Origin of the sequence: Catellatospora sp. IY07-71, from assembly GCF_018326265.1 — a bacterium.
Classification (GTDB): Bacteria; Actinomycetota; Actinomycetes; order Mycobacteriales; family Micromonosporaceae; genus Catellatospora.
In genome coordinates this window covers 2377316-2390486 of record NZ_AP023360.1, presented here as the reverse complement: position 1 = coordinate 2390486, position 13171 = coordinate 2377316, and the positions used below count along the sequence as shown (strand labels likewise).

The window sequence follows — 13171 nt, the reverse complement described above, 5'->3', positions numbered from 1 at the left end:
TAAACAGCGCGAGCGGCCGAGACGGACCGGCCCATCCGCCGACCGGCCCCGGCCGTTCGGTCAGAACTCCACGCGCAGGACGCTCGCCACGTCCCGGACGAAGTCGAGCGTGCGCAACTCGGCGACCGTGGCCGCGAGCGCCGCGTCGGGGGCCGAGTGGGTGACGATGACGAGGATCGCCTCGTCGCCGCGGCCGGACTGGTTGACCGTGGCGATGGACACGTCGTGCCGGGCGAAGACGCCAGCCACGGCGGCCAGCACGCCCGCGCGGTCGGCGACGTCGAGCGAGACGTGGTAGCGGGTGCGCACCTCGCCCATCGGGTGCACGGTGAGGTCGGCGTACGCGGACTCGCTGGCGGCGCGGACCCCCGCCAGGCGGTTGCGGCCGACCGCGACCAGGTCGCCGAGCACGGCGCTCGCGGTGGGGGCGCCGCCCGCGCCGCGGCCGTAGAACATGAGCTGCCCGGCGGCCTCGGCCTCGACGAAGACGGCGTTGAACGCCTCGCCGACGCCCGCCAGCGGGTGGGTCCGCGGGATCATCGCGGGGTGCACGCGCACGCTGACACCGCCGTCGGCGGTGCGCCCGGCGATGCACAGCAGCTTGATGGTGCAGCCCATGGCCTTGGCGCTGGCCACGTCGGCCGCGCTGACCTCGGTGATGCCCTCGCGGTAGACGTCCTCGGCGCGCACCCGGGTGTGGAAGGCGAGGCTGGCCAGGATCGCGGCCTTGGCTGCGGCGTCGAAGCCCTCCACGTCGGCGGTCGGGTCGGCCTCGGCGTAGCCGAGCGCGGTCGCCTCCTCCAGCGCCTCGGAGAACCCGGCGCCGGTGGCGTCCATCGCGGACAGGATGAAGTTGGTGGTGCCGTTGACGATGCCGGTGACCTGGGTGATGCGGTCGCCGTGCAGCGACTCGCGCAGCGGGCGCAGCAGCGGGATGGCCCCGGCGACGGACGCCTCGTAGTACAGGTCGGCGCCGCCCTCGGCGGCCGCGTCGTGCAGGCTGCCGCCGTCCTCGGCGAGCAGCGCCTTGTTGCCGGTGATCACGCTCTTGCCGGAGCGCAGCGCCTCGACGAGCCAGGTGCGGGCGGGTTCGATCCCGCCCACCACCTCGATGACCACGTCCACGTCGTCGCGCTTGACCAGGCCGAGCGCGTCCGTGGTGAACAGCTCGGGATCGACCGGCAGGTCGCCGCGGTCGCGTCCGGCGCGCCGGACGGCGATGCCGACCAGCTCGACGGGCGCGCCGATGCGCGCCGTGAGGTCGTCGGCCTGCTCGTGCAGCAACCGGACGACCTCCGAGCCGACGGCGCCGCATCCGAGCAGCGCCACCTTGACCGAGTCAGCCACTTCGTCTCCCGTAACGCTCACCTGTCAGGGCCCCGCGTGCGCGTGCCCTACCCGACGTCCAACGCGAGGAGATCGTCTTCGGTCTCCCTGCGCACGATCACCCGTGCCTGCCCGTCGCGCACGGCCACCACCGGCGGCCGGGGCACGTGGTTGTAGTTGCTGGCCATGCTCCGGCAGTAGGCGCCGGTGCCGGGCACCGCGATAAGATCTCCGGGCCGGACGTCGGCAGGCAGGAATTCATCCTTCACCACCACGTCCCCGGCTTCACAATGTTTTCCCACCACGCGGGCAAGGATCGGCTCGGCCTGTGACGCACGCGACGCCAGTGTCGCCGAGTACGACGCGTCGTACAGCGCGGTGCGGATGTTGTCGCTCATGCCGCCGTCCACGCTCACGTACGTGCGCAGGCCGTCCAGCGGCTTGACCGTGCCGACCTCGTACAGCGTGAAGGTGGACGGGCCGACGATGGCGCGGCCGGGCTCGACGGACAGGTGCGGCTGGGCGATGCCCAGGCCCCGGCACTCGTCCTCGACGATCTTGAACATCCGCTCGGCCAGGTCACCGACCGGCGACGGGGTGTCCTGGCTGGTGTACGCGATGCCGAAGCCGCCGCCCAGGTCCAGCTCGGGCAGCTCGGCGCCCAGCTCGGTGCGGATGCGGTCGTGCAGCGTCAGCACGCGGCGGGCGCTGACCTCGAAGCCCGAGGTGTCGAAGATCTGCGAGCCGATGTGCGAGTGCAGGCCGCGCAGCTCCAGCACGTCCTCGGCGAGGATGCGCCGGGCCGCCTCGAACGCGGTGCCCCCGGCCAGCGAGAAGCCGAACTTCTGGTCCTCGTGCGCGGTCGCGATGAACTCGTGCGTGTGCGCCTCGACGCCGACCGTCACCCGGATCATGACGCGCGGCCGGACCCCGCGCTCGCGCGCCACCGCCGACAGCCGCTCGATCTCGTCGAACGAGTCGACCACGATGCGGCCCACGCCCGCGTCGACGGCGCGGGTCAGCTCGCGTACCGACTTGTTGTTGCCGTGCAGCGCGATCCGCGCCGGGTCCATGCCCGCGGCCAGCGCGGTGGCCAGCTCGCCGCCGCTGCACACGTCGAGGTGCATCTGTTCGTCGACCAGGATGCGCACCACCGCGCGGCACAGGAACGCCTTGCCCGCGTAGTACACGTGCGCGCCCTCGAACGCCTGCTTGAAGTCGCGGCAGCGGGCCCGGAAATCCTCCTCGTCCAGCACGTACGCCGGGGTGCCGAACTCCTGCGCCAGGCTCGCCACGTCCAGGCCGCCGACGTGCAGCAGACCGGCCTCGTCCTTGGTGGCGGTCCGCGGCCACAGCGGGGCCATCAGCTCGTTGACGTCGGCGGGGGTACGCAGCCAGGCCGGTCCCGTCCGGCCGATCTCACCGTGCAGGGCTCCTGCTTCATGTGCGCGCAAGAGAGGTCACATCCGTTCGGGGGCGGTCACGCCGAGCAGGCCGAGGCCGTTGGCGATGACGGTGCGGGTGGCGTCGTTGAGCCAGAGCCGGGCGACGTTGACGGGCTCGACCGGTGCGTCCCCCATGGGGAGCACCCGGCAGTTGTCGTAGAAGCGGTGGTACGCCCCGGCCAGCGACTCCAGGTAGCGCGCCACCCGGTGCGGCTCGCGCAGCTCGGCGGCGGTCTCGACCACACCCGGGTAGTCGGCGAGCGCCTTGAGCAGGTCCAGCTCCTTCGGGTGGGCCAGCAGCGCCGGGTCGAACGGCAGCGTGTCGCGGGTCAGCCCGGCCTCGGCGGTCTGCCGCCCCACGCCCGCGGTGCGCGCCGCGACGTACTGCACGTAGTAGACCGGGTTCTCGTTGCTCGCCCTGGTCCACAGCTCGACGTCGATGTCGATGGGCGAGTCGATGCTGTAGCGGGCCAGCGCATACCGGGAGGCGTCCACGCCGATCGCCTCGACCAGGTCCTCCATCGTCACCACGGTGCCCGCGCGCTTGCTCATGCGCACCGGCTGCCCGTCGCGGACCAGGTTCACCAGCTGGCCGATGAGGATCTCCAGGTTGACGTCCGGGTCGTCGCCGAAGCAGGCCGACATGGCCTTCATCCGGCCCACGTAGCCGTGGTGGTCGGCGCCCAGCATCAGGATGACCCGGTCCGCGCCCCGCTCGCGTTTGTCGAGGTAGTAGGCGCAGTCGGCGGCGAAGTAGGTCCACGCGCCGTCGCTCTTGCGCAGCACCCGGTCCTTGTCGTCGCCGAAGTCGGTGGTGCGCAGCCAGGTCGCGCCGTCGGCCTCGTAGAGGTGGCCCTGCGCGCGCAGCCGCTCCAGGGCCAGATCCAGCTCGCCCTTGTCGTGCAGGTCCTTCTCGTTGAAGTACACGTCGAAGGAGGTGCCGAACTCGGCCAGCGACGACTTGATCTGCGCGAACATCAGCTCGACGCCCTCGACCCGGAACGTCTCGGTGTCGTCGGCGTCCGGGCGCTTGGCCTTGACCGCCTCGGCGATCTCGGCGATGTACGCGCCGCCGTAGCCGTCCTCCGGCGTCGGCTCCCCGCGCGAGGCGGCCAGCAGCGAGTTCGCGAACCGGTCGATCTGCGCGCCGGCGTCGTTGAAGTAGTACTCCGTGGTGACCTCGGCGCCGGACGCCTTGAGCAGCCGCGCGAGCGCGTCGCCGACCGCGGCCCAGCGGACCCCGCCCAGGTGGATCGGGCCCGTCGGGTTCGCCGAGACGAACTCCAGGTTCAGCCGCTGGCCGGCCAGGGCGGCGCCGTGCCCGTACGCACTCCCCCGGGTGACCACCAGGCGGGCCAGCTCGCCGGCGGCGGCGGCGTCCACCCGGATGTTCAGGAAGCCCGGCCCGGCGATCTCCACCGAGGCGATGCCTGAGACTTTGCTGAGTTCCTCAGCCAGGGCGGCGGCCAGGTCACGCGGGTTGGCGCCGACCTTCTTGGCGACCTGGAGAGCCAGGTTGGTGGCGTAATCACCGTGCTCCGGGTTACGCGGCCGCTCCACCGTCGCCGCGGCCGGCAGGGCCGAGATATCGAAGTCTCGTGCCGCGAAAACGGCTTTTGCGGCGGTCAGGACGGCGTCGGCGAGATTCGCGGGAGTCACCTGGCCATGCTAACCGGGTAGACTCTGGCGATCTGCGTCCCACCACATGGCGGGCGCGCCCACCCCTCGATGTGACGGACACCACGATGAGCATCAGCACGCAGGGCGGCGAGCAGCACCGCCCCAATGTTGTGAAGGTCGGCGGCAAGCCCGCGGCCGGCGCCAAGCCGAACACCGGCGGCGGTAAGACCCCGCCCAAGGGCGGCAAGAGCGGCGGACCCAAGAAGCCGATCACGCCAATCAAGGTCAACCAGGGCCGCAACTGGGGCCCCATCGCGATGTTCGTCGCGGTCGGCGTGATCGCCGTCGGCATCATCGGCTGGGGTGCCTGGGCCGCGTTCCGCCCCGGTGGCGCCGGCTACGGCTGGGAGGACCGTGCCCAGAGCATCGACGGCATCACGCACTTCAGCCAGGAGTTCGGCCGCGAGCACACCTACGACCAGGTGAAGTACGAGCAGAGCCCGCCGGTCGGCGGCAACCACTCGTACGTGTGGCAGACCTGCACGGGCAACGTCTACGACGCGCCCATCCCGAACGAGCACGCGATGCACTCCCTGGAGCACGGCGCGGTCTGGATCACGTACCGCCCCGACCTGCCCGCCGACCAGGTGGAGAAGCTGAAGGCCCGGGTCAACGGCGTCGAGAAGATGTTCATGAGCCCGTACGAGGGCCTGGACAAGGCGATCTCGCTGCAGGCCTGGGGCTACCAGCTGAAGGTCGACAACGCCGACGACGCCCGTATCGGCGACTTCATCAGCGCGCTGCGCGTGAACGCGAGCCTCGAGGGCCCGACCGCGCTGTGCTCCGGCGGCAACACCGCCACCGGCACCAAGCCGCTGACCGAGCAGCAGGCCGCCGCGCTGCAAAACGGCGGGATGCAGGGCTGACGGGAGCACCATGACCGACACGAGGAACAGCCCTCGCGGGTTCACGATCGTCAGCAAGCGAGGGCTGGCCCTCGTGGCGGCCGTCACGCTGCTGGTCGGGCTGGCGCTGGGCGCCGGCCTGACCCGCGTCCTCGGCAGCGGATCGCCCGCCGACGACTCCGCCGAGGCAGGCTTCGCCCGCGACATGACCGCCCACCACGCGCAGGCCGTGGCGATGGGCATCCTGGCGGCCAAGCAAGGCCACTCGCACGAGGTCCGCACTATGGGTGAAGACGTCGCGATGACCCAGCAGGGCCAGATCGGCATCATGAGCCAGTGGCTGCGCGACTGGGGCCTCAATCTCAACGGCACCGCCAGGCCGATGGCCTGGATGCCCGACGGCGACAAGGCGCTCATCAACGGCAACCTGATGCCGGGCATGGCCACCCAGGCCGAGATGGAAGCGCTGCAGAAGGCCACCGGCAAGGAGTTCGACCGCCTCTTCCTGGAGATGATGATCAAACATCACCTGGGCGGCGTGCACATGGTCGACGCGGTGCTCGCGGACTCCACCGACCCGGACGTGACCTGGCTCGCCAAGGGCATGAAGGCCGGCCAGACAGCCGAGATCTCCGACATGCAGCGCCTCCAGGAGACCCTGGCCAAGCGCTGAACGAACGACGAGAAAGGGCCCCGCCGGAAGTCCGGCGGGGCCCTTTCTCAGTTCTGCTTCCGGGATCAGGCCTCGGTCGGCAGGTCCCGGCGACGGCGCACCATGAACAGGGTCACGGCGCCACCGGCGACGAGCACCAGACCGGCCAGCACGATGCCGGTCACGGCCGTGCCGGTCACCGGCAGGCCCGGCTCCGACGGCGACGGCGTGGTGCCCGGGGTGCCCGACGGGTCGGGGCTGTCGGACGGCTGCGGGGTGGCCGACGGCGACGCGGAGGCGCTCGGCGAGGTGGAAGCGCTCGGCGACGGCGAGGTCGGGGTGCCCCCGCAGGTGTGGCTCAGGTTGAAGTAGGCGTCCGCCGTCGCGCCCTCGACATCGGCGGAGGCCGCGGTCAGCGTCCAGCCCGCGTCGGTGATCAGGTAGACGTGCTTGTCCGAAGCGCCCGCGTTGTCGATGTAGCCGGACCAGCCGGTGCCGGTCGACGGCGCGGCCGAGTCCTTGCTCGTCACGACGGCGGTCGTACCGTTGCTGAAGGTCGCGCTCAGCGAGTTGAAGTCGTCGCCGCTCGCGTTCGGGAGCACGAAGTGCCAGCCGTCCTTGCCCGCCGGCAGCGAGGCGAACGGCCCGGTGCACTCCTTGCCGGTGGCCTTGGTCGGCACGTGCGAGTCGTGGATCGGAATGGTCGTTCCGGCCCAGGCCGCAGTGGCCGTGCCGAGGGAGAGAAGGCCGGCGGCCGCAACAACCGCTAGGCGGGAAGTCCAGCGCTGGCGCATGGTTCCTCCGGGGAGATGGGTTTAGGGAACGCCACATACTCGCTCTCCGCCGGGGGGTGCCGGATCGGATTAACCGGCCGGTAGCTGATGGGGGGCCGCGACATACCATCGGCCGAACGGCCGAACGGTATACCGGTTCGGTGTCGGCGGAGGGACCTGATACTCTTTGTCGGTCGCTGAGCCCCCGTAGCTCAGGGGATAGAGCACCGCCCTCCGGAGGCGGGGGCGCAGGTTCGAATCCTGCCGGGGGCACCAAAGATCACCGAAGAAGCCGTTGACCCGCGAAGTGCGGATCAGCGGCTTTCGTATATCCGGACGGCTGTTCCTGTGGACAGGCCCGGCATCAGGGCCGCCCGCACGTGCGGCGGGCGGCCCTGATGCCGGCGACGGCGGTCAGCCGGTGCGGTCGCTGCCGAGGCCGTCGACCGACATGGCGAGACGCGCGTCACGGCGGCTCATGTGACGGATGCCCAGTCGGGCTTGTTCCAGCCGCTGACCCAGGCCACCGACGAGCCCCTGCTGCCCGAGCTGTCGGCGAAGCCGACCGTGACGGTGCCGTTCTGCCACTCGACGTACCAGGCGATGTCGTCCCGGCCGTCGCCGTTGAAGTCACCCACCCCGGCCCAGCCGGGCATACCGTAGCCTGACGCGAACGGCTGCATCCCGGACGGCCCCGTGCCCGCCGAGTCTGTCACCAGTACTTTGATCTCGCCGTCGTTCCTCGACGCGTGGTACCAGGCGATGTCGGCCTTGCCGTCGCCGTTGTAGTCGCCGGTCGAGGCCCAGTCGGGCCTGTCGTGGCCGCTGGACCAGTCCGCGGACGACTCCATGGCGCCCGCGGCGTCGGAGAAGTTGAGGGTGATGGTGCGGTCCTTCCACTCCTCGTACCAGGCGATGTCGGCCCTGCCGTCACCGTTGAAGTCACCCACACCGGCCCAGTCGGGCGGGCCGTAGCCCTGCACGAAGGTCTCCAGCACAGACGGGCCGGCCCCGTCCGAGCCGGTGATGAGCGTGTCGATCTCGCCGCCGTTCTTCCACGTGTGGTACCAGGCGAGGTCGTCCTTGCCGTCGCCGTTGAAGTCACCCACGCCGGCCCAGTCGGGCCTGCCGAAGCCGCTCACCCATTCCACGGACGAGCCCATGCCCGAGCCGTTGGAGAAGCTGACCCTGACAGCACCGGTCGACTCGTGATACCAGGCGATGTCGGCCCTGCCGTCACCGTTGAAGTCACCCACGCCGGCCCAGTCGGGCGGGCTGTAGCCGGACGCGAACGGCTGCAGCACGGACGGGCCGGTGCCCGCCGAGTTCGTCATGAGCACGTCGAGCTGACCGTCGTTCTTCGATGCGTCGTACCAGGCGATGTCGGCCTTGCCGTCGCCGCTGTGGCCGACGAGCACCCCGTCCAGCCGGTCGACCATGTCGGGCGTCAGCACGCCCTGGAAGACCCGGATCTCGTCGACCGCGCCGACCCAGTAGTCCATCAGCTGGTTCTGCCAGCGCGTGTTGCCGATCGCGAGCGGTCCGGTCGCACGCATCGGCGTGAACGTCACCGGCGCGGTCCCCTCCAGCACCCCGTTGACGTAAAGGAGGATCTTGTTCGCCGCCGCGTCGTAGACGCCGACCAGGTGCGTCCACTTCCCGGCCTCGGCGAGGTTGTCCGACGTCACGGTGGCGTACCCGGTGCCGGTGTTGTCCTCGTCCGCGATGGCCATCATCCACCTGTGCGAGGCCGGGTCGTACTTGAGCCAGAACCCGCTCTCGCTGACACCCTGTTGCGAGATCGCCGAGTTGTTCCACAGCTCCTCGGGGCGCACCCAGAGCGAGACGCTGTAGGACTCGTCGGTCCGCACCACGGGCCGGTCCGTGGTGAGCGAAAGCGTCTTGGGGACCTCAGCCGACCAGTTCAGGCGGGTCGCACCGCCGTCCTCGCCCGCCTCGCCGCCAACGTGCACCGGGTGGCCGCTGGTCCACCACAGCGGATCGTCGGCCAACGGGTTGCCGCTGCCCTGCCGCTCGGTGTCGACGGTGCCCTGCAGGTCGAACGGGGGTCCCGCAGAGATCGGCTTGGCCGCGGCGTCCGTCAGCACGGTGTCCAGGTCCCATGACGCGACCTCGGCCACCGCCAGCGCCCCGATCTCGCGCGGGTCCAGCGCGCGCTGCCACACCGCGACCTCGTCGATGTCACCGGGGAACATGTTGTTCCCGCTCGCGCCCGCGTCGCCCATCCACAGCGGGCCACCGGCCGCCCAGGTGGCGCCGGTGGCGCCGCCCGTGCCCCACGTCTGCCGCGTGCCGTTGACGTACAGCCGGACCTGGCCGGCTTCCGCGTCGTAGACGCCGACAAGGTGCGTCCACTCGCCCAGCTGCGCGGGTTCGTCGGAGTACACGTCGTAGTACGAGCGCCCCGCCGACTCGCCTGACGTCAGCACGAACCGCCACCGGTTGATCGGCTCCGGGGCGTACTGCAGGTAGAACTGGCACACGGTGCCGGAGCCGCACTGCGCGACCGCCGTGCGGAATGTGCCGCCGTCGGTCAACCGCACCCATGCCGAGACGCTGAACGAGCGATCGGTGACCAGCACCGGGCCCGCAGTCGACGCGCGGCCGCTCCAGCCGTCGAACGACCAGGCGGAGCCGAAGTCGCCGAACCCGTTGGCCTGCTTGCTCATCGCGCCGGACCGCGTCACGGGGAACCGGCCGGTTTCGTCGGCCAGCGTGGCGGCGGTGCCGGGATCGTTCATCTTCCAGTGGGCGAGCGCGGCGGGTGCCGAGGCGACGTTGGTGGTGTAGACCTTCTGCTTCTGCGACCAGCGCGGCGGGTTGGCCGAGTCGGCCATCTCGACGGTGATGACCCACTGCCCGCCCATGTTGATGTGGCCCAGATGCCCGGCGTCGGGGCCGCTCCCGTCGTCGAACGGCGGCGCGAGCACGACCTCGACCGGCGCGCTCAGCGACGGCGCGGCCACCTCGACCCAGTTCGTCGCCGTGCCCTGCTTGTAGGTGTACTTGTACCGGTATCTGGTGATGTCGGGCTCGCCGTTGGCGGAGAACCGGAATCTGCTCGACACCCCCGGACCGCCGCCGGTGCCGTTCTCCGGATACACCTTCGTCGAGGTGCCCGGCAGCACGTCAAGGGCCTCCACCTGCGGTTCCGCCTCGGGGTTGCCGTTGTCGACGTAGAACTCGCAGATCGCCGACCAGGCGCCCTCGTTCTCCTGGTCATAGCCCTTGACCTGGAAGTAATAGGTGTGGAACTCCTGCAGCACGAAGCTCACCGGCAGCATGGCCGTCGCGGTCTGCGCCGCGCCGCCCTTGGGCTGTGTCACGCTTGGGCTGATCACCGTCGACGTGCCCGGCAGCGGTGCGCCCAGCTCCGCGACGTAGAACCGGGCGTCGAGGCTGATGGCCTCGGCTGCCGAGTCCGGATCGGACACGTTCGCCTGCAGCTGCGGCGGTCCGCCGATGGTGGCGATCGTCGGCCGGGCCGCGCCTGTCGCGCAGGCCTTGCCGCCGACCAGCAGCCCCGTCGGCGCGGCCGGAGGCCGGTTGTAGTCCAGTGCCACGTACGGGTCGTGCGCCGCCTCCATCGAGTCGAACTTCTTCCAGCTGTCCTGGCTCGTGGTGCTCTGCGCCGCGAGCTCAAGGCTGACGGAGCTCCAGCTGTTGCTGAACGCCGTCTGGAACGCCTCCTTGACGTTGTTGGCGACGTAGCCCTCACCGCAGGAGGAGTTGTAGCCCTTCGTCAGCGACGAGGTGCCATTAAGGCTGCGCCGCGCGGGCGGATTCGTGTACCGCACCGAGGAGGTCACGTTGTCGGTGCGCCACACCTGCCAGTTGTTGGCCCGGCAGGAGAAGGAGTGGTTGTTCCACAGGTAGAGCGTCGCCGCCACCACGTTCGCCTTGGCATACCCGGTCAGGCCGTCGTAGCGCAGGTGGGAACGCGCGTAGTAGCTGCCGCCGTCCACCACGTAGCCGAGCTTCAGCAGCGTCGCGGCCGACTGGTCGGAGGTGTAGGAGTTCTGGGTGAACGTGTCGAACTCGCTCTTCTCCGTCACGGCCGGGTCGATCGTGATCGGGTAGACCGCCTTCGGGTCGTCGAGGAACGCCTTGTCCGGCAGCAGCTGCATCACGTCGGTCGAAGCCACGTCCGCGCTCAGCATGCCGGTGCTCCTGCCTTCCGCCGCCCGCTTCACGCTGACCTTCACCGGCTTCTGCACCACCGGATCACCGGAACCCGGCGACACCCGCGCATCCCACATCGTCGCCGCCGGTGCCCACGCCACGACCGCGCCCGCCGGGTCGCGCAGCTGCACCGAGCCCTCGCCCGTGTGCACCGCCGACAGGCCCTCGGCCCGCCACGGCAGCGACACCTGCGCCACCCGCCGGGCCGCCGCCCGCGACTTCACCACCATGAAGTACTCGAACCCGATCCGGGTCGCCTCCACCACCACGTCCACCCCGGGCAGCACCTCGGCATACGTGGCCTTCGTCCCCGACAGCGACGGCGCCGGCAGCGCACCCGGCCAGCCGACCGCGATCTCATGACCGCGCGTCACGAACCGCACCAGGTCATGCGAACCGGCACCCGACGCCCCCGCCAGCACCAGTCCACGCGGGTGCGCCCTGGGCGCAACCGACCCGTCCGGGCGCCGGTACAGCGTCAGATCGACGTCTACCCAGTCGCCCTGCGCGTTGCGGAACCGGGCCGGCCCGCCGTGGATCTTCGCGGTGAACGACCCGTCCGGGTTCGCCACGACCGACTGCGACTCCGTCACCGACTCCGCGACCGTCACCGGCTTGCCGAGTTCCTTCGCCCGGGCCGACGCACGCGCCTCCGGCGACGGCTCCGCGACCGGCGCGGCCACCGCCGATGCCGGAACGCTCAACACCCCCAGGGCCAGCAGACCGGCCGCCGCTACCGAAACCCAGCGGTGACGCGTTCTTGAACGCGGGACCGCTTTCGACACACCCCGTGACATGACCACTCCTCGAGAGAGACTCGGAGCGGCACGCTAGCCCACTCGGATCAGCCGCGCTGCCTCCTTGCAGCGTCGGGAAAGGAGCTTGACTGCGGCTCGCCGCCGTCACATCATGCGGACGTCGCCGGCCCTCGGCTCCGCATCACCAGCAGCCGGTGCCGCGCTGCGCAGCGGCTCCACGGCGGGCGCCGCTGTCCCGGCCGGGGCGGGAGCGTCCTTGGTGCGCTGGTATTGCTCCCAGGCGGCCCGCTCCTCGGCATCCTTGCGGGCAAGATCCTTCGCCTGCGCCACGGCGTCGGCCAGGCCGCCGGACTCCTGCCATACCGCATGCCCGCGCAGCACCCAGGCGAAAGCCGCGGCGGCGAGGAGGATCAGGCACAGCGTGAAGGCGACACTCGCCAGCCCGACCACAAACGGAGCCAGGTCGCGGAGCTGGTAGTCGAGGTTGCCCGCGCAGACCAGGCCGACGAGCCCGACGCCCAGCGCGGTGGCGGCCAGCGCGTAGAGCCGTGGCGACTGACTTGGATGCGAGTTCCTCATGAGCAGCAGATAGTGCCACAGGGGGTGATCGCACCGCTGCCCCGCACGTAAAAACCCGGCTCCACGAGGGAGGCCGGGTGAGTTATGTCTCGAAGTTACCAGCGGCCGGACAGGCACGTCAATGACGGCCGTCACCACCCGGTGGGCTTCGCATAAGCCCCGACCTGGCCGGGGAGCTGGGCCCGCTCGAACTCCCCCGGCCGCAGCTGGTGCCACCAGTGCCGCCCGACACCGTCGTCGGGTTGCCCGGCCAGCGCCCCGGCGAGCCAGCCCGGGGACGGGTTGATCAGGCCGACCGGCACCACGGTGCGCGCGTGCTGGAGCGGGAACCGCAGGTCGCTGTCGTTGGAGATGACCACGGCGGCGTCGACGGCGCCGCTGAGCACGTCGACGAGCAGGTGGGAGGCGACGTTGACGTCGGAGCCCTTCTCCTCGCGGTGCGAGTACGACACCATGAACAGCCCTCTGGGGACGGGCTGCTTCGCGGCGTCCTGGATCATGACGGGCCAGGTCGGGTGGACCAGCTTGGGCTTGCGGGAGCGGCCCGCCGGCACGGCGAGCGGGGCGTACTTCACCCGGTTGACGTAGTAGCCGTATTCGATGACGTCGACGCTGCCGTGGGCTTCGAGGGCCTTCAGGTAGATCTGCTGGTCGACGTAGCCGGACTGGTTGGTGGCCTGGTCGATGACGGCGGTGCAGTACACGATCCGCTCGATGCTCGCGCCGGGCCAGTCGGTACGCCGGGCGACGGCGGCGCGGGCGAGGGCGCGTACGTCGAGCCAGCGCCAGCCGGGCGTGCCGCGGCCGAAGAAGGAGCGGCCGCCGTAGTAGAGGTTGAACGCGTCGATGTAGACACCCAGGCGCACACCCGAAAGCTAGCAGCGGCCCGCGACCGTGGACAGCCACCGGA

At 70.7% G+C, this 13171-nt stretch carries 9 protein-coding genes and 1 tRNA gene; 3 read left to right on the top strand and 7 right to left on the bottom strand.

Going from position 1 to position 13171, the window contains the following annotated elements:
- Positions 1–60 precede the first annotated feature (60 nt).
- From CS0771_RS10770 to argS, 3 genes are read right to left on the bottom strand one after another with little or no spacing between them, the layout of a single operon-like run.
- Positions 61–1347, bottom strand: coding sequence for a homoserine dehydrogenase (locus CS0771_RS10770; RefSeq protein WP_212840848.1), 1287 nt, complete (start codon positions 1345–1347; stop codon positions 61–63).
- A 47-nt stretch (positions 1348–1394) separates the two neighbouring features.
- On the bottom strand, positions 1395–2780 hold the full coding sequence (gene lysA / locus CS0771_RS10765) for a diaminopimelate decarboxylase (RefSeq protein WP_212840847.1): 1386 nt from the start codon (positions 2778–2780) through the stop codon (positions 1395–1397).
- Positions 2781–2786: 6 nt separating this feature from the next.
- Positions 2787–4430, bottom strand: coding sequence for an arginine--tRNA ligase (gene argS, locus CS0771_RS10760; RefSeq protein WP_212840846.1), 1644 nt, complete (start codon positions 4428–4430; stop codon positions 2787–2789).
- A gap of 86 nt (positions 4431–4516) precedes the next feature.
- Between argS and CS0771_RS10755 the strand changes: the two genes are divergently transcribed.
- Positions 4517–5317, top strand: coding sequence for a DUF3105 domain-containing protein (locus CS0771_RS10755; protein ID WP_212840845.1), 801 nt, complete (start codon positions 4517–4519; stop codon positions 5315–5317).
- Between the two features lie 10 nt (positions 5318–5327).
- Entirely contained in the window at positions 5328–5969 is a 642-nt protein-coding gene (locus CS0771_RS10750; protein ID WP_212840844.1) for a DUF305 domain-containing protein, read from the top strand.
- 65 nt (positions 5970–6034) lie between these two features.
- Here CS0771_RS10750 and CS0771_RS10745 read toward each other — a convergent pair whose 3' ends face one another.
- Positions 6035–6628, bottom strand: coding sequence for an LPXTG cell wall anchor domain-containing protein (locus CS0771_RS10745; protein ID WP_212840843.1), 594 nt, complete (start codon positions 6626–6628; stop codon positions 6035–6037).
- Positions 6629–6922: 294 nt separating this feature from the next.
- Here CS0771_RS10745 and CS0771_RS10740 point away from each other — a divergent pair.
- Positions 6923–6997 (top strand) — tRNA-Arg (locus CS0771_RS10740).
- Positions 6998–7197: 200 nt separating this feature from the next.
- Here the strand turns inward: CS0771_RS10740 and CS0771_RS39405 are convergent.
- The 3 genes from CS0771_RS39405 to CS0771_RS10725 form a co-directional block, all read right to left on the bottom strand.
- Positions 7198–11628, bottom strand: coding sequence for a LamG-like jellyroll fold domain-containing protein (locus tag CS0771_RS39405; RefSeq protein WP_212840842.1), 4431 nt, complete (start codon positions 11626–11628; stop codon positions 7198–7200).
- 198 nt (positions 11629–11826) lie between these two features.
- Positions 11827–12261, bottom strand: coding sequence for a hypothetical protein (locus CS0771_RS10730; protein WP_212840841.1), 435 nt, complete (start codon positions 12259–12261; stop codon positions 11827–11829).
- A gap of 131 nt (positions 12262–12392) precedes the next feature.
- Positions 12393–13127: a hypothetical protein gene (locus CS0771_RS10725; protein ID WP_244870726.1), complete on the bottom strand. Its 735-nt coding sequence runs from the start codon at positions 13125–13127 to the stop codon at positions 12393–12395.
- Positions 13128–13171: the final 44 nt, after the last annotated feature.

What these genes read in the sequence shown, in the direction of transcription:
- CS0771_RS10755 (WP_212840845.1), top strand. Translation starts at nt 4,517, where the DNA reads ATGAGCATCAGCACGCAGGGCGGCGAGCAGCACCGCCCCAATGTTGTG.
- CS0771_RS10750 (WP_212840844.1), top strand. Translation starts at nt 5,328, where the DNA reads ATGACCGACACGAGGAACAGCCCTCGCGGGTTCACGATCGTCAGCAAG.
- CS0771_RS10730 (WP_212840841.1), bottom strand. Translation starts at nt 12,261, where the DNA reads ATGAGGAACTCGCATCCAAGTCAGTCGCCACGGCTCTACGCGCTGGCC.